At 44.4% G+C, this 23,028-nt stretch carries 23 protein-coding genes; 16 read left to right on the plus strand and 7 right to left on the minus strand.

Features of this window, described 5'->3' with window-relative positions; translation table 11 throughout:
• The first annotated feature begins 2 nt into the window (after nucleotides 1–2).
• The 11 genes from ACFQZI_RS06115 to ACFQZI_RS06165 all read left to right on the plus strand — a co-directional run bounded on the left by ACFQZI_RS06115 (nucleotide 3) and on the right by ACFQZI_RS06165 (nucleotide 10,242).
• Nucleotides 3–413, plus strand: coding sequence for an STAS domain-containing protein (locus tag ACFQZI_RS06115; RefSeq protein ID WP_377139798.1), 411 nt, complete (start codon nucleotides 3–5; stop codon nucleotides 411–413).
• Entirely contained in the window at nucleotides 394–807 is a 414-nt protein-coding gene (locus ACFQZI_RS06120; protein WP_377139801.1) for an anti-sigma regulatory factor, read from the plus strand. Before ACFQZI_RS06115 ends, ACFQZI_RS06120 begins: the two co-directional genes overlap by 20 nt.
• Nucleotides 800–1,810 carry an ATP-binding protein gene (locus tag ACFQZI_RS06125; RefSeq protein ID WP_377139803.1) on the plus strand — a complete coding sequence of 337 codons (1,011 nt, stop codon included), beginning with the start codon at nucleotides 800–802 and terminating at the stop codon, nucleotides 1,808–1,810. The genes ACFQZI_RS06120 and ACFQZI_RS06125 overlap by 8 nt, the downstream gene beginning before the upstream one ends.
• A gap of 1 nt (nucleotide 1,811) precedes the next feature.
• Nucleotides 1,812–3,017 carry an ATP-binding protein gene (locus tag ACFQZI_RS06130; RefSeq protein WP_377139806.1) on the plus strand — a complete coding sequence of 402 codons (1,206 nt, stop codon included), beginning with the start codon at nucleotides 1,812–1,814 and terminating at the stop codon, nucleotides 3,015–3,017.
• A gap of 106 nt (nucleotides 3,018–3,123) precedes the next feature.
• On the plus strand, nucleotides 3,124–4,113 hold the full coding sequence (locus ACFQZI_RS06135; protein WP_377139809.1) for a D-alanine--D-alanine ligase: 990 nt from the start codon (nucleotides 3,124–3,126) through the stop codon (nucleotides 4,111–4,113).
• Between the two features lie 243 nt (nucleotides 4,114–4,356).
• Nucleotides 4,357–5,259 (plus strand): helix-turn-helix domain-containing protein, encoded by a 903-nt coding sequence (locus ACFQZI_RS06140; RefSeq protein WP_377139811.1) that lies wholly within the window; start codon nucleotides 4,357–4,359, stop codon nucleotides 5,257–5,259.
• Between the two features lie 83 nt (nucleotides 5,260–5,342).
• On the plus strand, nucleotides 5,343–6,185 hold the full coding sequence (locus tag ACFQZI_RS06145) for an SDR family NAD(P)-dependent oxidoreductase (RefSeq protein WP_377139814.1): 843 nt from the start codon (nucleotides 5,343–5,345) through the stop codon (nucleotides 6,183–6,185).
• Nucleotides 6,186–6,285: 100 nt separating this feature from the next.
• Nucleotides 6,286–7,122, plus strand: a complete 837-nt coding sequence (locus ACFQZI_RS06150) for an SDR family NAD(P)-dependent oxidoreductase (protein WP_377139817.1) — start codon at nucleotides 6,286–6,288, stop codon at nucleotides 7,120–7,122.
• Between the two features lie 838 nt (nucleotides 7,123–7,960).
• Nucleotides 7,961–9,007 carry an NAD(P)-dependent alcohol dehydrogenase gene (locus ACFQZI_RS06155; protein WP_377139820.1) on the plus strand — a complete coding sequence of 349 codons (1,047 nt, stop codon included), beginning with the start codon at nucleotides 7,961–7,963 and terminating at the stop codon, nucleotides 9,005–9,007.
• A gap of 96 nt (nucleotides 9,008–9,103) precedes the next feature.
• A complete protein-coding gene (locus ACFQZI_RS06160) occupies nucleotides 9,104–9,607 on the plus strand; it encodes a YcxB family protein (RefSeq protein WP_377139823.1) in 504 nt (167 codons plus the stop codon).
• Nucleotides 9,608–9,654: 47 nt separating this feature from the next.
• Nucleotides 9,655–10,242 (plus strand): C40 family peptidase, encoded by a 588-nt coding sequence (locus ACFQZI_RS06165; protein WP_377139826.1) that lies wholly within the window; start codon nucleotides 9,655–9,657, stop codon nucleotides 10,240–10,242.
• Nucleotides 10,243–10,325: 83 nt separating this feature from the next.
• On the opposite strand, the gene ACFQZI_RS06170 is transcribed toward ACFQZI_RS06165, so the two are convergent.
• Nucleotides 10,326–10,748: a hypothetical protein gene (locus ACFQZI_RS06170; RefSeq protein ID WP_377139829.1), complete on the minus strand. Its 423-nt coding sequence runs from the start codon at nucleotides 10,746–10,748 to the stop codon at nucleotides 10,326–10,328.
• A gap of 215 nt (nucleotides 10,749–10,963) precedes the next feature.
• Between ACFQZI_RS06170 and ACFQZI_RS06175 the strand changes: the two genes are divergently transcribed.
• Together ACFQZI_RS06175 and ACFQZI_RS06180 are read left to right on the plus strand one after the other, a co-directional pair.
• Nucleotides 10,964–11,548 (plus strand): sugar O-acetyltransferase, encoded by a 585-nt coding sequence (locus tag ACFQZI_RS06175; RefSeq protein WP_377139832.1) that lies wholly within the window; start codon nucleotides 10,964–10,966, stop codon nucleotides 11,546–11,548.
• Nucleotides 11,549–11,674: 126 nt separating this feature from the next.
• Nucleotides 11,675–14,533 (plus strand): M16 family metallopeptidase, encoded by a 2,859-nt coding sequence (locus ACFQZI_RS06180; protein WP_377139834.1) that lies wholly within the window; start codon nucleotides 11,675–11,677, stop codon nucleotides 14,531–14,533.
• Between the two features lie 178 nt (nucleotides 14,534–14,711).
• Here ACFQZI_RS06180 and ACFQZI_RS06185 read toward each other — a convergent pair whose 3' ends face one another.
• Both ACFQZI_RS06185 and ACFQZI_RS06190 read right to left on the minus strand, forming a co-directional pair.
• Nucleotides 14,712–15,362, minus strand: coding sequence for an START domain-containing protein (locus ACFQZI_RS06185; RefSeq protein WP_377139836.1), 651 nt, complete (start codon nucleotides 15,360–15,362; stop codon nucleotides 14,712–14,714).
• Nucleotides 15,363–15,441: 79 nt separating this feature from the next.
• On the minus strand, nucleotides 15,442–15,891 hold the full coding sequence (locus tag ACFQZI_RS06190; RefSeq protein WP_377139839.1) for a KTSC domain-containing protein: 450 nt from the start codon (nucleotides 15,889–15,891) through the stop codon (nucleotides 15,442–15,444).
• A gap of 172 nt (nucleotides 15,892–16,063) precedes the next feature.
• Between ACFQZI_RS06190 and ACFQZI_RS06195 the strand changes: the two genes are divergently transcribed.
• Nucleotides 16,064–17,245: a GAF domain-containing sensor histidine kinase gene (locus ACFQZI_RS06195; protein WP_377139842.1), complete on the plus strand. Its 1,182-nt coding sequence runs from the start codon at nucleotides 16,064–16,066 to the stop codon at nucleotides 17,243–17,245.
• Between the two features lie 99 nt (nucleotides 17,246–17,344).
• On the opposite strand, the gene ACFQZI_RS06200 is transcribed toward ACFQZI_RS06195, so the two are convergent.
• Together ACFQZI_RS06200 and ACFQZI_RS06205 are read right to left on the minus strand one after the other, a co-directional pair.
• Nucleotides 17,345–17,668: a hypothetical protein gene (locus tag ACFQZI_RS06200; RefSeq protein ID WP_377139845.1), complete on the minus strand. Its 324-nt coding sequence runs from the start codon at nucleotides 17,666–17,668 to the stop codon at nucleotides 17,345–17,347.
• Between the two features lie 149 nt (nucleotides 17,669–17,817).
• Complete coding sequence (locus ACFQZI_RS06205; protein WP_377139847.1) at nucleotides 17,818–18,183, minus strand: DUF1304 domain-containing protein; 366 nt, start codon at nucleotides 18,181–18,183, stop codon at nucleotides 17,818–17,820.
• Nucleotides 18,184–18,284: 101 nt separating this feature from the next.
• On the opposite strand from ACFQZI_RS06205, the gene map reads away from it, so the two are divergent.
• Nucleotides 18,285–19,049, plus strand: coding sequence for a type I methionyl aminopeptidase (gene map, locus ACFQZI_RS06210; protein ID WP_377139850.1), 765 nt, complete (start codon nucleotides 18,285–18,287; stop codon nucleotides 19,047–19,049).
• Here map and ACFQZI_RS06215 read toward each other — a convergent pair.
• A complete protein-coding gene (locus ACFQZI_RS06215) occupies nucleotides 19,046–20,869 on the minus strand; it encodes a PAS domain-containing sensor histidine kinase (protein WP_377139853.1) in 1,824 nt (607 codons plus the stop codon). The genes map and ACFQZI_RS06215 overlap by 4 nt on opposite strands.
• Nucleotides 20,870–21,087: 218 nt before the next feature.
• On the opposite strand from ACFQZI_RS06215, the gene ACFQZI_RS06220 reads away from it, so the two are divergent.
• Nucleotides 21,088–22,539, plus strand: a complete 1,452-nt coding sequence (locus tag ACFQZI_RS06220) for a DUF3943 domain-containing protein (RefSeq protein WP_377139856.1) — start codon at nucleotides 21,088–21,090, stop codon at nucleotides 22,537–22,539.
• Nucleotides 22,540–22,557: 18 nt separating this feature from the next.
• Here the strand turns inward: ACFQZI_RS06220 and ACFQZI_RS06225 are convergent, their stop codons facing one another.
• The gene (locus tag ACFQZI_RS06225) at nucleotides 22,558–22,968 is read right to left on the minus strand and encodes an acyl-CoA thioesterase (protein ID WP_377139859.1); all 411 of its coding nucleotides are present in this window, start codon (nucleotides 22,966–22,968) and stop codon (nucleotides 22,558–22,560) included.
• Nucleotides 22,969–23,028 lie beyond the last annotated feature (60 nt).

Genomic DNA, 23,028 nt, shown 5'->3' on the forward strand with positions numbered 1-23,028 from the left:
TAATGGACAAAATCCCTATTCTAAGGATGGGAGCCTTTTTGCTGGTTACCATACAAGTAGACCTTTACGACCGCCTGGCGCTAAACCTGGAAGCCGACCTTGTACAAATGGTAAACAAAACAAGTGCAAAAGGTGTACTGATCGATATTTCGGCTGTATCAATAGTCGATTCATTTATGGGCCGTATAATTGGTAACATAGCCAGTATGTCTAAAATACTGGATGCCGAAACGGTTGTTGTGGGCATGCAGCCCGCGGTTGCTATAACTTTAATTGAGCTGGGCTTGCCGCTAAAGGGCGTGCACACCGCTTTGGATATGGAGAAAGGCATGAACCTGCTGAAAGCCATGATCGATGATACCGAAGAGGACGCAGACGAAGACCAGACCACCGATGACCTTATCACTGAGTAAAGACTCCATCCAGATAGTAAAGGAGCAGGATGTGGTTTTTCTAAAAAATCGCGTCAAGGAAACCGCTGTGAAAATAAAGATGGGTTTGGTTAACCAAACCCGTTTGCTTACCGCCTGCAGCGAACTTGTAAGAAACATGATGCGGTATGCCAATGGCGGCGTGTGTTTGATAGAAGTTGTATCCAGCGGCCGCAATAATGGCGTACGTTTAACTTTTTCAGACAAAGGCCCCGGTATACCGGATATTGCGGCTGCCATGCGCGATGGTTTTTCTACAGGTAAAAGCTTAGGCCTGGGCTTACCGGGCACAAAAAGGTTGGTTAACGAATTTGATATAAAAAGCAAAGTAGGAGAAGGGACAGTGATTGTAATTATAAAATGGGCCAATGGTTGATGCAACACACATTAGCTTCACGGCCGACGACCGCAGCTACTTTTCGCTTATAAAAAAAGAGATCCATCGTATGGCTACCGAAGGAGGTATGGACGTAGCCAAGATCAATCAGCTCGACCTCATCGTAGCAGAAATGACCTCTAACTTATTTAAGTATAGTAACGATGGCGAGTTGTTGATGGGAGTGTTCCCAAACAATGGTTCGCCTTATGTAGAACTTATAAGCATTGATAACGGCCCAGGTATGATGAACCCCGCCCGCATGATGCAGGATGGTGTATCTACCTCAAACACCCTTGGGCACGGCTTAGGCAGCATGAAGCGGCTTTCTGATACTTTTGAGCTGTATTCGCAAATTGGCTGGGGTACTATAGTTTTAAGTCGCGTTTACAGCCAGCCCGAAAAAGCGAAACTTAAAAATGATGTTATTATACGCCCTATAGTGGTGTATAAGCCCGGCGAAAAAACGAGTGGCGACGGTTTTATTTATAAAAAAACAGATAAGTACACTAAAGTGATGCTGGCCGACGGGCTGGGGCATGGCCCCGAAGCGAATAAGGCGGTTAATGAAGCTGCAGCAGCTTTTAAGGTATTCCCGGATTACAGCCCTACAGAAACCATACGTTTTATACATAATGCTATAAAAAAAACACGTGGTGCTGTTATAAATATAACAGCGTATGACTATAGCCGTAAAGTTTGGACAACTACGGGGGTTGGTAACATCTCCGCGCGTTTATCCGGCCCTGTTAACTTTAAAAATCATATGTCGTATAACGGTATTGTTGGCCACAATATCCCCAATACCATGAACGACCAGGATTACAAGGCTGATGAATTTAACCAGGTAATGCTATGTTCCGACGGGATAAAAACACGTATAGATATGGCACGTTACCCAATGATGTACAAGTACGACCTTACCGTTTTAGCCGCTGCTATTTATAAAGACCATGCCCGCCGTAATGATGATATGTCTGTAGTTATGGCAAAAACTAAATAAGATGAAAGAAGTAGTAAACATGTCGTTAGAAAACGATATGGACCTTGTCCTCGCGCATAAAAAATCAATGAAGGTTGCCGAAAGGCTGGGCCTTACTATCGCTACACAAACTACTTTTGCTACGGCTGTATCTGAAATTTCACGAACGGTTATTGAATATACCGATAATGGCCACCTTTCTATCGGGCTGGAACAGAATAAAACAAGGTACGCTTTGGTTGCCCTGGTTACTTTTAAAAGCGATGCAACCTTTACTACAGCTACTGAAGGCTTTTTCTACGCGCAAAAATTGGTGCCCGAATTTGAACTGACCTCGACGGATGAGGCTACTTTAATTGAAATGAAAATAGGCCTCCCACGGTCCTTAAAAATAGATGCGGTTAAAATAAACCTGCTTAAAGACTTCTTTGAAAACGAACCGCCCATAAGCGCGTACGAAGAAATAAAAAGGCGCAACTTTGATCTTTATCAAATAGCGATAGAAAAGGATGAAGAGATAAAGCGGTCTAAATTGGTAGACGAGAAAAAAACGGAATTTATTTCTATTGCAAGCCATGAGCTAAAAACACCCATGACGGTATTAAAGGCTTACACACAAATGGCAAAGGCCACTAAAGAACCCGTGTCTGACCAGTTAAGGGGACTTTTAAGTAAAATAGACATCCAGGCAACAAAATTAAATTCGCTTGTGCAACAACTGCTGGATATTTCAAAAATCGAAAACGGTAGCCTTCAATACAGCATGCAACCCATTAGTTTAAATGGTTTCGTACGAGACCAACTGGCTGTAATGCAGCAAATATTACCCCATCATATTTTAGAGACCGTTTTAGATAAGGATGTATATGTACTGGCCGACGCGTTACGGATGGAGCAAGTATTCTCAAATGTATTGGGTAATGCTGCAAAGTATTCAAAAACAAATACCAAAATAGAGGTGAAGACCTCGGTAGATATCAATGGCCAGGTTGTAGTTACCGTAACTGATTATGGAAGAGGTATGTCGGCAGAGGTTATCGCCTCCATCTTTAAAAAATTCTACAGGGCGAAAGATGTTGTTGCCACACATTCCGGCCTTGGCATGGGCTTGTTTGTAAGTTCAAAGATCATAGATGACCATGGCGGGCGCATCTGGGCCGAAAGTGAGGAAAACGAATGGACAAAGTTTCATTTTAGTTTACCTGTTGTAAGCGCCGAAACATTGTAATCGGCTGCGCTTAGCACGAATATCATTTTCTATTAGCTTATTTTTTAAATAAAAGATACTTTAGGGCGCCCGGAAATCCGAAATTGAACATCCGGACCTAAATGAAATGAACACCATAAACGTAGCCCTTTTAGCCGGAGGCTTTACCGGCGAATACGAAGTATCTGTCAACAGCGCCAAAAACATTGCCGCCAGTTTAGATGCCAGCAAATACAAGGTTTATACCATATTAATAAACCGCCACAACTGGGTTTACGAAACTGACGGCCAGTCCATAGATATTGATAAGAATGACTTTAGCCTCACGCTGAACGGCGAAAAGATCAAATTTGATTTCGCGTTCATCACCGTGCATGGCACACCGGGCGAGGATGGCAAGCTACAAAGCTATTTCGACCTCATAGGTATACCTTATAACACCTGCGACGCTACCACATCGGCCATTACCATGAACAAGGCCTATACCAAGGCTATTGTAAACGGCATACATGGCTTGCATACGGCAAAATCTATTCAGTTGCACCAAAAGGACGAGCACGATACGGCTACAATAGCGTCGGCGTTAAAGTTTCCGTTGTTTATTAAACCAAATAATGGCGGCAGCAGCGTAGGCATGAGCAAGGTTTATAACGTTAGCGGCCTGCATGATGCCATAGAAAAAGCCTTTAAAGAAGATACCCAGATCCTGATAGAAGAATTTATAAAAGGCCGCGAGTTTAGTATTGGCATTGCCAGGCTGCATGGTAAAATTGTGGTGCTGCCTGCTACCGAGATCAAAAGCTCTAAGGACTTTTTTGATTACGAGGCCAAATATACCCCCGGCGTATCTGAAGAAATTACCCCTGCCGACCTCCCCGAAGCCAAGAACCGGGAAATTGCCGACATTGTTACCCAAGTTTATTTGCGCCTTAACTGTCGCGGTATGGTACGGGTAGATTTTATATTGTTAGAGGATACGCAGGAGTTCTACTTTATTGAAGTGAACACTACCCCGGGCCAAAGCGCCAACAGTTTGATACCGCAACAGGTGCGGGCTGCCGGCATGAGTGTAACCGAATTTTACGGCACTTTGATAGAAGGTACCATGCATGCTTAACAGGGTGTCCCACTATTTGAGACACTAACTGCTTTTTAATCTCTAATGTATTGATAATCAATATTTTATGAATTTTTAGCTTTATTTTTTATTTAAAGCCATACATTGTTAATTCATGTTAAGTATTTGAAGTTTAAATAGATATGTATTTTTGCGAGGTGTCCCACTCTGCAAAAAACGGGACGGAATGGGACACCCTGTCAAAATTTTACAATATTAGTTTGAATTATGTAACTTTGCCTTATGGCAGCTACAGAAACAATAGAAGATTTTTACAGGCAGAAGTTTAATTACCTGCCCGATAACCTGGGGCATGAGATAGGGCACTTTAATGTGTTCCGCTTAGAAGATTGTTACGCGCCCGGTGCTAAGCCAATTGTTTACGCCCGCAGAGATTACTATAAAATTAGCATTGTGCGTGGCCGTAACGTGGTGCATTATGCCGATAAAAGCATTGAAATAGATGGTAGCACCCTTATCTTCTTTAACCCCAACGTACCCTATACATTCGAGCATATAAGCGAAGATAAAACAGGTTCGTTCTGCATTTTTAAAGAGGCTTTTTTTACTGATGCATTGCGCGCCAGTGTGCATGAGCTGCCTATGTTTGCCTTAACCGCCAAGCCAACATACAGCCTTAATCAGGAACAGGATGAGTACGTGGCCCAGATATTCGGCAAAATGCTGGACGAAATCAATTCCGATTATCGTTTTAAATACGACTTGCTGCGCAACTATGTTACCGAGTTGATGCACTTCGCGTTAAAGATGCAGCCACAGGAAACGATTTATCAGCACACCGATGCTAATTCGCGCATCACATCGATATTTACCGAGCTGCTGGAGCGCCAGTTCCCGATAGAAACGCCATCACAGCGTTTTAACCTGCGTTCGGCAAAAGATTTTGCCGACAGGTTATCGGTACACGTAAACCACCTGAACAGGGCCATACGCCAAACCACGGGCAAAACAACTACCGACCATATTTTTGAACGCCTGACCAGCGAGGCCAAGGCTTTACTAAGGCATACCAACTGGAACGTATCAGAAATTAGCTACTGCCTGGGCTTTGAGGAGCCGGCGCATTTCAATAATTTTTTCAAAAAACAAACCAGTACAACGCCATCTTCTTACCGTGTTGTTTGAATTTTGCAATAATTGGTTTGAATGATGTAAACGCTTGCCCTATTTGCTGATGTACTTTTGTATTATCAAATCATCAGCAAATAATGGAAAACAAAATTAAAACATGGTTCATAACAGGCGCTTCAAAGGGTTTAGGCCTTAGCCTGGTAAAGCAACTGCTGGCAGCAGGGCAAAATGTTGCCGCAACATCTCGCCACCTTGCCGAACTGGTAGTAGCTGTTGGATCCACTGCCGACAACTTTTTACCCATTGAGGTTGACCTTGCCAATGAAGATAGCGTGGGCTGCGCGATGCACCAAACTAAAAAAGCCTTCGGCAGTATAGATGTAGTGATAAATAATGCCGGCTACGGCATCGGCGGCAGTATCGAAGAATTGACCGATAAAGAAACCCGCGATAGTTTCGACGTAAATGTATTTGGTACCCTAAACGTCATCCGCATGGTTATGCCTTATATGCGCTACCAGCAAAGCGGCCACATCATCAACATCTCGTCTATAGCAGGCTTTGCGCCTGGCATTGGCTGGTCTGTTTACGCGGCTACGAAATTCGCGGTAGAGGGGCTTTCAACCGTATTGGCCGAGGATGTGCGCGAGTTTGGCGTTAAGGTTACCGTTGTAGCCCCGGGCGCGTTCCGCACCAGCTTTTTAACTCCCGAATCTATCGCTATAGCAAAAAACCGCATCGAAGATTATAAAGTGGTTGGCGCATCGTTAGACCGGTATCTTGGTTACCACGGCCTGCAAGCGGGCGATCCTGAGAAAGCAGCTGCAGCCATCATCAATGTAGCCTACAACGAAAACCCGCCACTGCATTTATTGTTAGGCGCCGATGCTTATGACCGTGCCATGGCGCAGTTAGAGAAGCTGGAAAAAGAGTTCCGCTTTAACGAAGAGCTGAGCAAATCAATGGCGTACAGCGCTTAATTAAAAACAGATTTTACTTAATGACAATTGCTTCTGCGTTGGGAGTAGGAGATGCTTTGTCAAAATTTTTTAGAAATTCTAACATTTAAAACATAAAACTATGAGCAATCAAAAAGTATGGTTTGTTACAGGCGCCTCAAAAGGCCTGGGACTAAGCCTTGTAAAACAACTGCTAACAAAAGGCTATAACGTAGCAGCAACATCACGTAACATTGCCGACCTTGAAAACGCCGTTGGCAAAAGCGAAAGCTTTTTACCATTAGCCGTGAACCTTACCGATGAAAAAAGTGTTAACGATGCCATTAGCCAGGCCATAAGCCTGTTTGGTAAAATAGATGTGGTGGTTAACAACGCCGGTTACGGTATAGTAGGCGCGTTAGAAGAACTGAGCGATGCCGAAACACGTGCTAATTTCGACATCAACGTATTTGGTTCATTAAACGTTATCCGTGCGGTAATGCCGCATTTGCGCGAACAGCAATCGGGCCATATATTTAATATTTCCTCTATTGGCGGTTTTAGTGGTAACTATCCGGGCTTTGGTATCTATTGCGCCACTAAGTTTGCGGTGCAGGGTTTTACCGAGTCGCTGTCGGCCGAGGCAAGATCACTGGGTATCAAGGCTACTATTGTATCTCCGGGATACTTCCGTACAAATTTTTTAGCGCCTGATGCATTAATTACGCCCAAAAACGAGATAGAAGCTTATAAAACTGTAAGAGAAGTGCAGGATACTCACCTAAATCAAATTGGCGGTAACCAGCCCGGCGACCCTGAAAAAGGCGTAGCAGCTATTATAACCGTTGCCGAGGCAAATGAAGCGCCGTTGCACCTGTTCCTTGGGCAGGATGCTTACGACGTGGCTTATCAGAAAATGAGTGATGTTAAAAACGACCTGGAAACCTGGAAAGAAGTAACAGTTAATACAGGTTATTAAGGAGCCACAGCGTTCTCCAAAGGAGAGGGGGAAAGTTTTGAGAGGGGTTAGGGGTGTGTTAGAATGCAAGATATTTTACTCACCCGGTCTTCGCTTCGCTCGACCACCCTCTCTCCGCAGGCGGAAAGAGGGTTTCAAAAAAGTTCCCCTCTTGAGAGGGGTTAGGGGTGTGTTAATGAGCATGCAAGGTATTTACTCACCCGGTCTGCGCTTCGCTCGACCACCCTCCGCGAGCGGAAAGAGGGTTTAAAAAATTCCCCTCTCGAGAGGGGTTAGGGGTGTGTTAATGAGCATGCAAGGTATTTACTCACCCGGTCTTTATTTCACTCGACCACCCTCTCGCCGCAAGCGGAGAGAGGGTTTCAAAAAAGTTCCCCTCCTGAGAGGGGTTGGGGTGCGTTAATGAGCATGCAAGGTATTTACTCACCCGGTCTTTGCTTCGCTCGACCACCCTCTCTCCGCAAGCAGAAAGAGGGTTTCAAAAAAGTTCCCCTCTCGAGAGGGGTTAGGGGGTGTGTTAATGAGCATACGAGGGCACTCACTCACCCGGTCTTCGCTTCGCTCGACCACCCTCTCTCCGCAAGCGGAAAGAGGGTTTGGAAAAAGTTCCCCTCTCGAGAGGTTTAGGGGTGTGTTAATGAGCATGCAAGGGCACTCACTCACGCGGTCATAGCTTCGCTCGACCAACCTCTCCGCAAAGGGAAAGAGAGTTCAAAAAGTCCTCTCCTTTGGAGAGGATTTAGGTGAGGCATATTTATTTACAACAATTTTACACTATTAGCTATTTAATCTGTTGATATTCGTAAAACGAAAAACTAACAAACAAAAACCAAAAAACATGATACCAGTAAAAGGATACGCGGCACAAGACCCGCAAACCGACCTTGCACCCTGGGACTTTGAGCGCCGCGATGTTGGCCCCCATGATGTGCAATTCGAAATTCTGTTCTGTGGTGTTTGCCACTCAGATCTTCACCAGATAAAAAACGACTGGTTCCCGGGGATCTTCCCCATGGTGCCGGGCCATGAGATTGTTGGCCGTGTTACCAAAGTGGGCGACCACGTTAAGAAGTTTAAAGTAGGCGACCTTGCCGGTACCGGCTGTATGGTAGATTCTTGCCAGGAGTGCGAGAACTGTAAACGCGACCTTGAGCAATATTGCCTTAATGGCGGCAGCACCCAAACTTATAACAGCTACGAGCGCGATGGCAAAACCCCAACCTACGGCGGTTATAGCAACAGCATAGTAGTGCGCGAGGAGTTTGTGTTGCATATCTCGGACAAATTAGATCTTGCCGCTACCGCGCCATTATTGTGTGCAGGTATCACCACATACTCGCCGTTAAGGCATTGGAAAGTGGGTAAAGGCCACAAACTTGCCGTTTTAGGCTTAGGTGGTCTGGGCCACATGGCAGTCAAATTTGGTGTTGCTTTCGGTGCTGAGGTTACCGTGTTAAGTACTTCCCCTAAGAAAGAGGAAGATGCTAAAAAATTGGGCGCTCATCACTTTGTGGTAACGTCTGATCCTGAGCAGGTAAAAGCTGCTGCCGGTACGTTCGATTTTATATTAGACACCGTATCTGCCGAGCATGATTTTAACATGTACCTTAATATGTTGCGTACAGATGGTACCATGATATGTGTGGGTGTACCGTCAGAGCCTGCAAAGGTAGCGGCATTTAGCCTTTTGGGCGGCCGTAAAAGCCTTGCCGGTTCGGGCATTGGCGGTATTGCCGAAACTCAGGAAATGCTTGATTTCTGCGCGGAGCATGGCATCGTATCAGAAATTGAATTGATAGATATCAAAGACATCACCAAATCGTATGAACGTATGCTTAAAGGCGATGTTCGCTACCGTTTTGTAATAGATATCGCAACGCTGTAAGAAGCTTTCGTTAATATTAAAGGCGGATGATCTGATGAAGATCATCCGCCTTATTTTGTTTAATAATCATATTTTTGGAGAAAATCCTAAACTATCATGGTTGTTAAAACCCACATTACACTTCAACAATATATTAAACTGATGTACTTTCTTACCTACCGGAAAGGGGGGACAATTTATATATCCATTATTGCGGTGATCATGTTTGTTACAGGCATTTTAAGTGTAGCGGGTATTTCCGACATGCAGACAGATCCAACCTTTGCGCTGGTTTTTGGAGCGTTCGTGATTTTCGTGTTGCCAGTATCGGTTTATCTTTCAGCAAAAAAGAACTTCAACTCAAATAAAAGATTAAGTGAAACAATTGATTATGAGTTTACTTCTGACAAAATGATTGTTAGAGGTGAAACTTTCCATTCGGAATTAGGCCTTAACGAAACTTTTAAAATCGAAGAGCTTAAAAATTGGTTCTTGATTTATCAAAGTAAACAAACTGCAAATTTCGTATCAAAGGCCAGTTTGAATACAGTAGAGATAAGCGAGTTGAGGAGCTTATTTAATAGCCTGTCGGGCGTTAAAGTTAAATTGAAGCGTAAATAATATCATCAATTTAAAAACTTAACAGACAATGTGATGTAGTGTTATGTATGCGCTATCTCACTATTTTATTTGCTTTAGCAGGTTTTATATACTCCTGTTCGGATGCGCGCAAACCTACCTATGTAATTACCGGCAAGGGTGATACCGTAACCGTCGCCAAGCAAGATACCCTGCCACCGCCCGAACCCGATAGCGCAGGGTTATTCACCAAAATAAATACAGGCAGCACCACGCCCGAGCAACTGCTTTCTTTCGCTCATACTTTAAAAGGCATCCCTTATAAATACGCGTCGATAGATCCTACACAGGGTTTCGATTGCTCGGGGTTTATCACTTATGTTTTCAATCATTTTAAGATCGCGGTTCCGCGCCGCTCGGTAGATTTTACCTACATAAATCATACTGTAGATCTGAATTATGCCAAAACCGGCGACCTTATCCTGTTTACCGGCACCGATAGTACCGTTAGGGAGGTTGGGCATATGGGTATCGTAATTAAATCGCCGGGTAAGGAGTTAACCTTTATCCATTCCACATCCGGCAAAGCCGATGGTGTAACCGAAACGCCTTTTAACAGCTATTACCAGGGCAGGTATGTTAAAACGGTACGTATCTTTCCGCAAAACGATAAGTGATATTTTAATTCCCTCCCTTGGGAGGGGTGAGTTCGGCTGTGTACCGGGAGGGAGGGGTTTATACAAGAGGGAAATTTTCTAACTTATGGCAATGTTGTAAAATCGTAAAAGGGCAGTTCTTCGTAATCGTCAATATAGGCCATGTGTTCTTTCAATTCCTCAAAAGCATTTGGGAATTTTTTATCATCTATGGTAATGATCACCAGGCCATCCAGCGTGGCTTTGCCATATTTAGCCTTGGCCACATCAAGATCCGGGAAGTCAACCGCGGTCATCCATTGCGGGTCGAGGTATTTGATGGCGCTAAGGGTATCTATCTGAAATTCTTTCTCGTTTGATACGATGATCCAGTATGGAGATTTACCATTAGTTGCCGGTTTTGGTAGTTCAATTGTTTTTTCCTTTTCCGCGCTAACCATGGCCCAGGCTATTTTTTGCTGCGCGAAGGTACCGAGCGGGATGCTTAAAAAAGCAATAATGGCAGCGGCTAATATATTCTTTTTCATTGTGTTAGTATTTGTAATGTATTGCTAAATACAAATAGCAGGCCAAACGTTTTACCACAACGGTTGTGCATTATAATTAGTGCCTTATGACAAGCGGCACCATAAATTACATTTAAATGTATCTGCTGTTTTATGAACGACAGATTACTGCCAAATGTTACAGGCTTTGAAAAGCATTACATTATACTGATATTGCTGCTGTAACTATATTATTTATGAAAACAGAAAAGCAAAAAATGCTTACCGGCGAATATTACCTGGCAAATGACGAAACACTCGCTGCCGAGCGTAAACACTGCAAACAGTTGTTAAAGAAATTAAACATTGATGAATACGTAGTAGGCGATGGCACTGCCGCCGTTTTAGCACAGCTTATACCCAACGCGCCTAAAAGCCTGTACATAGAGCCACCTTTCCATTGCGATTATGGGTATAACATCACCTGTGGCGAAAACGTGTACTTTAATGTAAACTGCGTGGTATTGGATGTGATGGAAGTAAAGCTTGGTAACAATGTTTTCTGCGCGCCGGGAGTGCAAATTTATACAGCTACCCATCCCTTAGACGCGGTGTTACGCCGCAGTAAAGAGAATGCCAAACCCGTTACCATAGGCGATGATTGCTGGATAGGCGGCGGGGCGGTAATATGCCCGGGTGTTACCATTGGCAACCGTAGCGTTATTGGGGCAGGGGCGGTGGTTACCAAAAACATCCCTGATGATTCTTTAGCTGTGGGCAACCCGGCGGTAGTGATCAGGAAGCTGAACCATACGAACGAAAATATCGAAGTTAATATATAGTCACAAATCTGTTACAATGATTTAAAATCTTTAGCTATAATATTTAATTCATAGCTAAATTCTTAATATTATGTTTTCTGTAAATAGCTATATTTTATAGATAATTAACTGACTAACATTAATCAAATGAACAAAACTTTAAAATGTGCTTTGCTGGCGCAGGCTTTTGTTATTGGCGCGCTTACCGCTAATGCCCAAACAGCCGCACAACCTAAACTAATTGAGAAGGTAACCCGAAAGGGTACCGAACTGGTTATCCCATACGAGAAGTATGTGTTGCCAAACGGACTGACCGTAATTTTGGCCGAAGACCATTCAGACCCATTAGTGCATGTGGATGTTACTTACCACGTAGGTTCCGCACGCGAAGAAATTGGTAAATCGGGCTTTGCCCACTTCTTTGAACACATGATGTTCCAGGGAAGCGACCACGTTGCAAACGGTGACCACTTTAAAATTATTACCGAGGCGGGTGGAACCCTAAACGGCTCTACCAACCGCGACCGTACCAACTATTATGAAACCGTTCCGGCAAACCAGTTAGAAAAAATGCTTTGGCTGGAAAGCGACCGCATGGGCTTTTTGCTTGATGCCGTTACCCAGCAAAAGTTTGAAGTACAACGCGCTACCGTAAAGAACGAACGCGGCCAGAACTACGATAACCGCCCTTACGGCTTAGCCAGCGAATACACTTCAAAAAACCTGTATCCGTATGGTCACCCATATTCGTGGTTAACCATTGGTTATATAGAGGAGTTAAATAAAGTAGGCGTGAACGATCTTAAGAACTTCTTTTTAAGATGGTACGGGCCAAACAACGCTACCGTAACCATTGGCGGCGACCTTAACCCTAAGCAGACCTTAGAATGGGTAAGCAAATATTTTGGCAGCATTCCGCGCGGCCCGGTTGTTAAAAACGCGTCGTTCCCGATGCCGGTTTTAACCGCTGACAGATACGTGTCCTATACCGACAATTACGCCAAGCTGCCGTTGATGTCTATCACCTATCCGGGTGTAAAGATCTATGATAAGGATATGCCCGCGTTAGACGCTTTGTCGGAAATTATTGGACAGGGCCGAAACTCTATCTTCTACAAAAACTTTGTAAAAACCCGTAAAGCCGCGCAGGCATCAATGAACTCGTCAAACACCGAGCTGGCCGGCGAGATCTCCATTCGTGTGGTACCATTCCCGGGGCAAACCCTTGCCGACGCTAAAAAACTGGTTGATGAGTCGTTAGCTGAGTTTGAAAAAACCGGCGTTACCGATGATGCATTAGTACGCTTTAAAGCAAGTGCCGAGGCAAATGCCATTAATGGTTTAGCTAGTGTTAGCGGCAAGGTATCTGAACTTGCACAGGCGCAATACTTAACCGGCAACCCAAACCAGATTGGCCGCGAACTTGCCGATATACGCGCGGTAACCAAGGAGGATGTGATGCGTGTTTACAACAAATATGTTAAAGGTAAACCCGCTGTAATACTTAGCGTATTACCAAAAGGCGGTACTATTGCAGCTGTCGCGCCGGATAATTACACCGTTAACACCGCGGGCTATAAAGCGCCCGATTACGGTTACAACGGCCTGACCTACAAAAAAGCGACTGATAAGTTCAACCGCGCTGCAAAACCGGGTATAGGTGCAAACCCTGCCATAAAAGCTCCTGTAATTTGGACCTCAACCACTCCAAACGGTATCAAGATGATCGGCACTAAAAATAGTGAGATCCCAACCGTGTCTATCTCTATGTCAATAAAAGGCGGTGGTTTAGATGCCATAAACAACCCATCTAAAGCCGGTTTGGCAGGCATAGTTGGCCGTATGATGAACGAGGAAACGCAGAAATACACTGCCGAACAATTTACATCGGAGCTGGATAAATTGGGAAGCAACATCAGCATTGGTGCAGGTGCCGAAGAGATGTATGTAAGCGTATCAACCCTTACAAAAAACCTTCCTAAAACCATGACTTTGCTGCAAGAGCGTTTGTTCTCTCCAAAGTTTACACAGGATGCTTTAGACCGTATCAAAAAGCAAACCATAGAGGGTTTGAAACAAGCTAAAACACAGCCGGCTGTGGTAGCATCAACAGTGTACAGTAAAATACTTTACGGTACCGATAACGTGCGCACCTACTCTACAGGTGGTAATGAGGAAACTGTTGCATCGATAACTTTGCAGGATGTGCAGGATTACTACAACAAATACTTTACCCCATCGCAAACCTCAATTGTAGTTGTGGGTGATGTAAACGAAGGCACAGCCAAAGGCAACTTAGCATTCCTGAATGCATGGGCCGATAAAAAAGTGACCATCCCAACCCCGGTTGAGGGTAAAACCTTTGATAAGACAACCCTTTACGTGGTTGACATCCCTGGTGCTGCTCAATCAGAGATCCGCATTGGTTACCTGGATAAATTGAACTACGATGCAACCGGCGACTATTATAAACTGGGCATAGCCAACTATATTTTGGGCGGTGCATTCAATAGCCACATCAACCTAAACCTGCGCGAGAAGAAAGGCTGGACCTACGGCGCGCGTTCGGGCTTTAGCTCGGGCAAGTTTGGCGGCGATTTCACCGCTTCTGCAGGTGTACTGGCAACCGCTACAGACAGCTCTGTTTATGAATTTATCAAAGAAATAAAGGATTATCAAAAAAGCGGCATTACCCCCGAGGAGTTGAAGTTTACACAAACATCAATAGGCCAGAGCGATGCCCGCAGGTACGAAACTAACGGGCAGAAAGCAGCGTTCTTATCTCGTATTTTGGATTATAACCTTAAACCAACTTATGTTGATGAGCAGAACAAGATCCTGCAAACCATCACCCCGGCTGAGCTAAAATCGCTTACCGATAAATACCTAAACACCGATAATATGGTGATACTGGTAGTGGGCGATAAAGCAAGGATACTACCCGGACTGCAAAAACTTGGCTACCCAATTGTTGAATTGGATGCCGATGGCAAACCGAAAATGTAATATTAAACATTGCCAACTAAAAAGCCCTCTCAGATGTTCTGAGAGGGCTTTTTGTTTTTTCAACGTCATTGCGAGGAGCGATAGCGACGTGGCAATCCTCGACTTGTGTAGCGACCCGGCATATCGGGGATTGCCACGCTATCGCTAAAGATGACTTAGTGTGGGAAGTAATATTTGCCTAATAATTCTTAATAAACGGCACATGCGCTGTTTTGTATTCCAGCTTTTTAAGTTGTTGCCTGAGGGCTTTAAAACTTTGCGTAGGCCCTTCTGACGCGAACATGTTGGTAAGCCAGGCCGGGATAGCCCCACCCGGGTCGAGCTGAATGGTGTATTCAACCTTTACCTCGCTTTTGTTTACGGGTATGATCAGCCATTTGCTTATCGAGCTTTTTACCCTTACTATACCATCACGTTCGGGTACCATAGTTGGCGCAATAGGGCCATCCATGGTTACAACCTTGGTGTTTTCATCCTGCGTGGTAATCAGGTGGGCCACAAAGTCACGGTTTTGTGCAGGCCAGGGCAGGCTTATCTCCGAGTAATAAAATAATTCGGAAGGCGATACCTGCTTAATCAGCCGGACAGATTTGGTGTGGTAGATCCATTCCGGGCGTGTCTTTAGATCGAGCAGTGCCGCAACCATTTGGGTAAGGGTGCTTTCATAGCTGCACTCAATTCTTAACGCTTTTAGTTTTGAGTTAGCAACAGGGCTGGTGAAGATCTTTATACCGTCTTTATCGCTTTTTAAAGCCCAGTTATATTGGGCAAATGCACTAACAGATAAAGCGATAAGCAGTGTCGCGGAAAAAAATACTTTTTTTAACATACAAGTAGCAGAAAATTACAAACAAATTTAATTATCTGCTTTATACGGCATGTCATGGGTACACCACAATTGAAAATTATCAGGCTGTGGCTACAAGTTTGCTTGTGCTGCGGTAAACATACTCATTATAAATATGCCTGCGCGCAAACCTTCCCGGCGAATCGGCATTAACTAATTTTACGTAAACAGCTTTCGGTACATCAAAATATTCGTATGAGTTACCATCTGTAAAGTCAACCCGTAATACCTGCGATTTGTATTCAAAATCGGCAATGGCTGCAGTGCCTGTAGTGGCTGTATATTCGGCTAATGATTGCGCGCGGGTTTCCGGGGCAATGCTAACCAGGAAGTGATAAGCCTCAATGATGGTCTTGCTTTTTTCTTCGGCCGCGTGCTTGCTTTCTTCGCTATCCTGGAATTTATCGGGGTGCCATTCTTTCATAAGGCTACGGTAGGTAGATTTTAGTTCAGAAAGTTCGGCAGATTCGTTAACGTTTAAAAGTTTGCGGTAATCGACAATTTTTTTCATTGTATATATTGTGTTTTGTTATTGCCGACGAAAATTTATTTCCCCGAAAATTTCCGCAAAGGTACGCTTTATAAATAACGTGGGCACGTATCCTTCAAAAATTTAATATTATGGCTTGTAATTGCCATTAAAAGCGTTTATTTTGTCTTATAATTTATTAACCCTAAGTATATTGATTAATATCCGGGCAGATATAGAGGCAGTTGGCCGCATAGATGCGGTCGCATCCATTTTAGAAGTAGTTTGCCGTACCACTGGTATGGGTTTTTCGGCCGTAGCCCGCGTTACCGATGACAAATGGATAACCTGCGCCGTGCGCGATGAGATAGCCTTTGGACTTGTTCCGGGCAGCGAGCTTAAGTTGGAAACTACCATTTGTAACGAAATCCGCCAGCACCACAACCCAGTGGTGATAGATCATGTTGCTGAAGATGAAGCGTTTTGTAACCATCACACGCCGGCTATGTATGGCTTCGAAAGCTACATTTCATATCCTATCACACTTAAAAACGGAAACTTTTTCGGCACTCTTTGCGCCATAGACCCTAAGCCAGCCCAGTTAAACAACCCCCAAATAACGGGCATGTTTAAGCTGTTTGTCGAATTGATCGCTTTTCATTTGGATGCGCAGGACAGGCTGGCTTTGTCTGCCCAACAACTTGTTGAAGCACAGGAAACAGCTAAACTGCGCGACCAATTTATCGCCATTTTAGGGCACGACCTTGGGAACCCGGTAGGCGCGGTTTTAAACGTATCGCAGTTGTTATTGCGTATGCCTTTAGATGAACGCACTAAGCGACTGGCGCTTATCCTGCAAAATTCTTCTAACAGGATGAAGGCTTTAATAGAAAACATCCTCGACTTTGCCCGTGGCAAACTTGGTGAAGGTATTATCCTGAAACGAGCTGATAATGAACCAATGGAAGAAATGCTGACTTTGGTTATAGCCGAATTGAATTTAATGTGGCCTGAAAGGGAAATAAATGCCAATTTCAAACTAAGCGGCGGCATCAATTGCGATGGTAAACGTATTTCGCAGGTACTATCCAACCTTTTAGGGAATGCCATTACACATGGCGCCAAAGATAGCCCGATAGACGTAGATGTAGTTTGCAACGGTGCCGAATTTTCGGTATCAGTAACCAACTCGGGCAAAAAGATCCCGGAAACCGTTAAAGAGAAACTTTTCGAGCCATTCTCTCGCGGTGGCGATGATGCCGGTAAAGACGGGCTTGGCCTTGGCCTTTACATAGCTTCGGAAATAGCGCGTGCCCATGGCGGAACCCTGGGCGTGGAATCTGACGATGACAAGACCAGATTTACCTTCAAGATGCCGGTAAGCGCGGTAGCTTAATTTCGCCTGTAATAAACTTTAGCCAGCTATTTGCAGCTATGTATTCGGCAGCCAGGAAGCGGTGGGGTGGGTGTGTGCTTGTGTAGCACGGCAATATCTCTATTTTGCTGCTACCCAGGTAAGCGTTAGTATGTGGGACAGGCTGCTGAAGTATTCGACTATCTTTTTGGGCGTTGCTGCCAATGCGTAAACAAGCATCTTACAAAAAATTAGCGCCAGTTGCAGACTTGTACCCTCGTCGTGCGCCATAAGCGGGTCGTTTGAACAACAGCAAACCGCGCCGAAACGACTGTTCATCTCATAAATACCTTTGATAGCATTGGTACGGCTTTGCATTTTCTTACCGCCGGTTATAAAAAGGCAGGGCACCCCGCGGGCGGCATCAGGGGCAAGGGCGGTGTTATAAATGACGCCTTTATTCACCACAAATAGGCTTTCGGTACACTTTCTTGCGTTAGCGCAATGTTGAACTTAAATGCAAGGAATAATATTGCAATGAATTTCTTAGATGCTAAGCGTTTTAAAAAACTCGAAGTTTTAAAACTATAATAAATAAGCTTAGGATAAGCGAATCATAACAAGATAAGCACTGCAACCAAAGCAATAGTGGCAGGCAGCCCTTGTTTGATCAATATGGACCTGCTTGCTGTAATACCACCGTATAAGCTGGCAATAATTATACAGCCTAAAAAGAACACCGCGACATGTTTTGACCAGACCGGGTCGCTGATAAGCAGCGACCATATTAACCCGGCCGATAAAAAGCCGTTATAAAGTCCCTGGTTGGCTGCAAGAGTTTTGGTTTGGTCAAATAAATCCGGCGGGAAACTCTTAAATGTGGCTTTGCCTTTGGTGGTCCAGGCGAACATCTCGATCCATAAAATATAAATATGCTCGATAGCAACGAGGGCTATCATAATTTGTGCGAAAAGCTTCATGCAGATTTATTTGGTTTGATAAAGATAATTATTGCTATTGATTTTACGTAGCTGTGTTAGAGCATGGGCAAACTTTAATGCGGATTGCGTAATTTTGCATCATGTCTATATCAACGGAAGCCGAACGTTTAGGAATGGAGAAAGTGAGCGATGCAGTAGCCACTACGCTTAAGCAAATGCGCGAGTATGCCAAACCCGGTATGAGCGCAAAAGAACTTGACGATTTTGGGGGTGAGGTGCTTAACAGCTTTGGTGCAAAATCGGCCCCGAATCTTACCTATGGTTTCCCGGGCTGGACATGTATCAGCATTAATAACGAGGTGGCACATGGCATCCCTTCCGAAGAAAAGATATTGAAGGAAGGTGATTTAGTGAACATCGATGTATCTGCAGAATTGGACGGCTACTGGTCAGACAATGGCGGCTCTTTTGTGCTGGGTAATGATATTTATGGCCACGGTAAACTGGTAGAGGCATCAAAGGCGATATTACAAAAAGCCATCAGCAATATAAAAGGTGGTGTTAAGATCAACGAGATTGGCCGTTTGATTGAAACGGAAGCCAAAAAGGCCGGCTATACGGTTATTAAAAATTTAACCGGCCATGGTGTAGGCCGCAGCCTGCACGAAGAACCGCACGAAATAGCCAATTACCACGACAGATGGAACACCACCCGCTTCAAGAAAAACTCGGTAGTGGCTATAGAAACTTTCATCTCTACCGCATCTACCATAGCCAATACCCAGCCCGATAAATGGACACTGGTTGGTAACAAAGGTGGTTTTGTTGCACAGCACGAGCATACCATAATGGTAACCGGCGGGCAACCTGTTATATTAACTGCCGCGAACGGCATATGGGATTAATTTTCCTGAAGAGGGATAGTGAACCAAAAGGTGCTGCCTTTACCGGCATCGCTGTTTACGCCAATTTTGCCGCCGTGGCGTTCTACAATTTCGGCACTGATATAAAGGCCTAAACCGAGGCCCGAGTATTGCAAGCCTGTAGAATCTACCCGGTAGTAGCGCTCGAACAGGTGAGGGATCTTGTCATAAGCTATACCCTCGCCAAAATCCTGCACCGAAATTTTAACCGAACGTTCGCGTTTTTTGATCTCTACAACTATTTTTCTGGATAGCGGTGCATATTTAACCGCATTATTTATCAGGTTAACAATAACCTGCTCAATCTTGCTACGGTCGGCATATATCTCAATATCGGCATCGCCTTTTAAAATTAGGACATGCTCGCCTGTGATACGTATATAGTCGCAGCTTTCGTTAACCATCTCACCAATGTTAAAGTTGGTTTTATTGAGTGCTAACTGGCCCGCGCTAATTTTTGATACGTTTAACAAACTCTCTATAAGGTGCTGCATTTTTGACAGACTGGTGTTTGCTTTATCAATAAACTGCGTTACCTTATCGGGATTGCCGTTTGTTTTTATCAGTTTATCCAGTATCTGTATAGATGCCTTAAGAGAGGTCATGGGCGTTTTAAGCTCGTGGCTGGCAACGCTTATAAAATCGTCTTTTTGTTGTTGCAGGCGCTTAAATTCGGTAATATCTAACACGGTTCCTAATATTCGTACGGGCGTTTCTTCGCTATTGTAATAGATTTTACCTTGCACACGGATCCACCTCGTAGTTTCATCCGGGTTTAAGATGCGTGCTTCATAGAATAAAACGCCGGTTTTCACAGCGTCTTCATGAGCTTTGTTTCGTATTTCTCTGTCTTCAGGGACAAAAGCATTTATTAGCGTTCGGCGGCTAACAGGTTTATCAAACCCAAATATCGTGTTGAAACGTTCTGAAGTCACCATGTGGTTGGTGAGCATATTCAGGTCAAATGTGCCTATTTCAGCCGCTTCAATAGCAAGCCTGCCGCGCTCCTCGGTGTCTTCAATATTACGGCGCGCCAATACTTTATCGGTAACATCAATTGCAATTACCAATATAGAGTTGATGCTGCCATCAAAGTGGCGCACAGGTTCATATACAAAATCTACAAATACAATTTCTGGTTTACCACTACGTATCAAAATCAGTTCGGCTTCACTCGCTGTGAACGCTATTCCGGTTTCAATAACGCGGTTCATGATGGGGGCGTAGGCTTCAGCAGCTTCAGGCACAGCATCCCAAATAGTTTGACGTTCAAGCTCTTTGCGTTTTTTGCCAACTAATTTAAGGTATGTGTCATTAACAACCTCTATCATCAGGTCGCCTGCTTGTATTATGCAAATACCCACGGGCGCTTGCCTTACCAGGTTGTAAAGTGTCATTTCGCTTTCTTCAACAGCTTGCTTGGCCCGTTCCAGTTCGGTTACATCGGTGTTAAAGGCAACAACGCCATAGACTTTGCCGTCGGCATCATGTATAGGCTGATAAGTAAATTTGTAATAGTAGGTTTGTAATTTGCCACCAACTAACAGGTCTACACGTTCGCTAAGGCTGTTGAATGTTTTACCTGTACGGTATACGCTTTGCAGGTAGCCCAAAAAGGGCTGGTCCTCCAGTTCGGGAAGTGCCTCAGAAAAAGGTTTACCAATTACAGATGAATCCCTGTCCCAGGCATTTAAGGTAGCCGTGTTAGCAACCGTGATGATCATATCTTCCCCGGTACAAACAAATACAGGGAACGGTGATGTTTCAACAATATTGCGATAAATACTTTCGGCTGGCTCCAAGGGTGGGGTGAATTTCTAATTAAATTTATTTCCTTTTCAAAAATAAAAAACTTTAGCAGACTTGAAACAGGCGAGGCGGAATATAATTCTATGAATATTCACCTCTTTTCGCTATAAATTAAAACTATTTACAGCAAAATTACTTATAACGTTTTATTAAACATTAACAACCAGGTAATATGAATTTGTTAATGGCTTAACCTTAAAATTAACACATATTGAAATTTTTACCTTACCAGTTTAATATGCTGGTTTTTGCAATAATCTTATGTTTGCCTGTAACCTTACTTGCACAAACCGCCCAGGATGCCAATAAGTTACTTGTTGACACGTTGCCGAAACCCAAACCCCGCGTGCGTACGCCTTTTTTTGGCCCTGTGCCACCCCAAACCAAGCGCTTTGGCCGCGCAGCAGCCGAGTGGGGGCTTGCGCAGGCTATTCCGTTTAGCTATGGCAAGTTTATTGCCCATGCCCCATACTCGAATGTTACCGGCGCAACCATATGGCGTAACTTAAACCCGGGTAGCTTTCAGTGGGATAAGGATATTTTCCGTACCAACCAATTTGGGCACCCATACCAGGGGAGTTTGTACTTTAGCGCGTTCCGAAGTAATGGTTATAGCTTTTGGCAATCGGCACCGGCGGCCGTGGCGGGCAGTTATTTTTGGGAAACCTTTGGCGAAAATGAGCGCCCATCTCCAAACGATTTTGTGAATACAAGCTTTGGTGGCATTGTGTTGGGGGAGATGAGTTACCGCCTTTCTAACAAGATCGTAAACAACCGCCACCGTGGTTTTGGCAGGCAAATGGAAGAGATAGCCGCGTTTTTAGCCAACCCCATGAATGGCCTTAACCGCCTGCTCGATGGTAAATGGGGTAAGGTTTACGGAAACCCTAAAGACAGGGACTCATCGCAGGTATCTGCTGAATTTGATTTGGGTTTGCGGACATTTAATAGCTTGACTGGCACCGAAGGGGGCAATAAGAAAACAGGTATTTACGGTAGGGCCAAGCTGATCTACGGTAGCCGTTATAAAGACTATCACACACCGTTCAGTAATATTATGATCAATGTGGAAGTTGGGAAGGATGACAGCTCGGCGGTGAACGCTATAAACGTGTACGGCTCTTTGGCAGGCTGGGAACTGGAATCAAACCGCGACCTTAAACACCTGCTTATCTTAAGCGCTAACTACGATTACATCAGTAACGAGGCATTCTTTTATGGCGGGCAGAGTGTAAAGCTAAACCTGTTCTCGCAATACGAAGCGGGGGAGAAGGTAAAGATAAACACCAGCTTTGGGACCGGCCCTGTACTATTGGCTGCGGTACCAAGTACCTATTCATCTAACGGCCGAAATTATGATTATACATCAGGTTTTAACGTCAATGGCGGGGTAGGCGTTGTGGTGAAAGACAGGTTTTTTGCAAGTGTAGATTACCGCGGCGGATGGTTGTATACGGTTAACGGCAATAAATCGCACTATTACCTGCACACGGTAAACAGCGAACTACAATACGCCTTTTCTAAAAAGGTATCATTGATAGGACAGTCGGGTTATTTCTTTTTACGGGGGAACTACAAGGAACATCCTGACGTGAATAAGCGCTACCCTTACGCGAGGTTAGCGGTTAGGTACAGCGTTAATTTTACCAAACCCAGTGAATAAGCAGGAAAAGTTTACTTCCTATATCTGATAATGCTCGATCACATCTTCGGGTACTTTAGCGCCGCGGCCGGTGGCCATATCTATCATTACGTAGTCGAAGTAGCCGTCGCAGCAAACCTTTTGGGTGGCCTTGTTAGTTAGGGTAAAGGCAACGCGGCAGCCCTTGTCGTTAATGGTTTCGATGCCGGTTTTTACGATGAAGTAATCGCCCATGGTGAGTGGCCGTTTATAATCTACATGAGCGGTGCGTATAACCCAGCCAAAGCCGCGTTCTATAAATTTGTCCATGCCCATGCCGTAGCAGCGCTCCATTTGGTCGTAACGGGCGGCAAGCACGTAATCAAAATACTTACTGTTGTGTACATGCTGAAACATGTCTATATCATCGGGGCGTACCCGCAGTTCGGTTTCGAAGGTAGAGTAGGGCATTTAAGTAAAAAGTTAAAAGTCAAAAGTAAAAAGTTAAAACCGGAATTGTTGTTTTAGTAC

It is taken from the genome of Mucilaginibacter lutimaris, assembly GCF_042676625.1.
GTDB lineage: Bacteria > Bacteroidota > Bacteroidia > Sphingobacteriales > Sphingobacteriaceae > Mucilaginibacter > Mucilaginibacter lutimaris.

Excerpts from the sequence above, each read along its gene's own strand:
- ACFQZI_RS06140 (WP_377139811.1), top strand. The coding sequence starts at position 4,357 with ATGGCAGCTACAGAAACAATAGAAGATTTTTACAGGCAGAAGTTTAAT.
- map (WP_377139850.1), top strand. The coding sequence starts at position 18,285 with ATGTCTATATCAACGGAAGCCGAACGTTTAGGAATGGAGAAAGTGAGC.
- ACFQZI_RS06205 (WP_377139847.1), bottom strand. The coding sequence starts at position 18,183 with ATGAAGCTTTTCGCACAAATTATGATAGCCCTCGTTGCTATCGAGCAT.
- ACFQZI_RS06115 (WP_377139798.1), top strand. The coding sequence starts at position 3 with ATGGACAAAATCCCTATTCTAAGGATGGGAGCCTTTTTGCTGGTTACC.
- ACFQZI_RS06125 (WP_377139803.1), top strand. The coding sequence starts at position 800 with ATGGTTGATGCAACACACATTAGCTTCACGGCCGACGACCGCAGCTAC.
- ACFQZI_RS06145 (WP_377139814.1), top strand. The coding sequence starts at position 5,343 with ATGGAAAACAAAATTAAAACATGGTTCATAACAGGCGCTTCAAAGGGT.
- ACFQZI_RS06185 (WP_377139836.1), bottom strand. The coding sequence starts at position 15,362 with ATGTTAAAAAAAGTATTTTTTTCCGCGACACTGCTTATCGCTTTATCT.
- ACFQZI_RS06225 (WP_377139859.1), bottom strand. The coding sequence starts at position 22,968 with ATGCCCTACTCTACCTTCGAAACCGAACTGCGGGTACGCCCCGATGAT.
- ACFQZI_RS06120 (WP_377139801.1), top strand. The coding sequence starts at position 394 with ATGACCTTATCACTGAGTAAAGACTCCATCCAGATAGTAAAGGAGCAG.
- ACFQZI_RS06150 (WP_377139817.1), top strand. The coding sequence starts at position 6,286 with ATGAGCAATCAAAAAGTATGGTTTGTTACAGGCGCCTCAAAAGGCCTG.
- ACFQZI_RS06160 (WP_377139823.1), top strand. The coding sequence starts at position 9,104 with ATGGTTGTTAAAACCCACATTACACTTCAACAATATATTAAACTGATG.
- ACFQZI_RS06190 (WP_377139839.1), bottom strand. The coding sequence starts at position 15,891 with ATGAAAAAAATTGTCGATTACCGCAAACTTTTAAACGTTAACGAATCT.
- ACFQZI_RS06165 (WP_377139826.1), top strand. The coding sequence starts at position 9,655 with ATGCGCTATCTCACTATTTTATTTGCTTTAGCAGGTTTTATATACTCC.
- ACFQZI_RS06175 (WP_377139832.1), top strand. The coding sequence starts at position 10,964 with ATGAAAACAGAAAAGCAAAAAATGCTTACCGGCGAATATTACCTGGCA.
- ACFQZI_RS06180 (WP_377139834.1), top strand. The coding sequence starts at position 11,675 with ATGAACAAAACTTTAAAATGTGCTTTGCTGGCGCAGGCTTTTGTTATT.
- ACFQZI_RS06170 (WP_377139829.1), bottom strand. The coding sequence starts at position 10,748 with ATGAAAAAGAATATATTAGCCGCTGCCATTATTGCTTTTTTAAGCATC.
- ACFQZI_RS06135 (WP_377139809.1), top strand. The coding sequence starts at position 3,124 with ATGAACACCATAAACGTAGCCCTTTTAGCCGGAGGCTTTACCGGCGAA.
- ACFQZI_RS06155 (WP_377139820.1), top strand. The coding sequence starts at position 7,961 with ATGATACCAGTAAAAGGATACGCGGCACAAGACCCGCAAACCGACCTT.
- ACFQZI_RS06130 (WP_377139806.1), top strand. The coding sequence starts at position 1,812 with ATGAAAGAAGTAGTAAACATGTCGTTAGAAAACGATATGGACCTTGTC.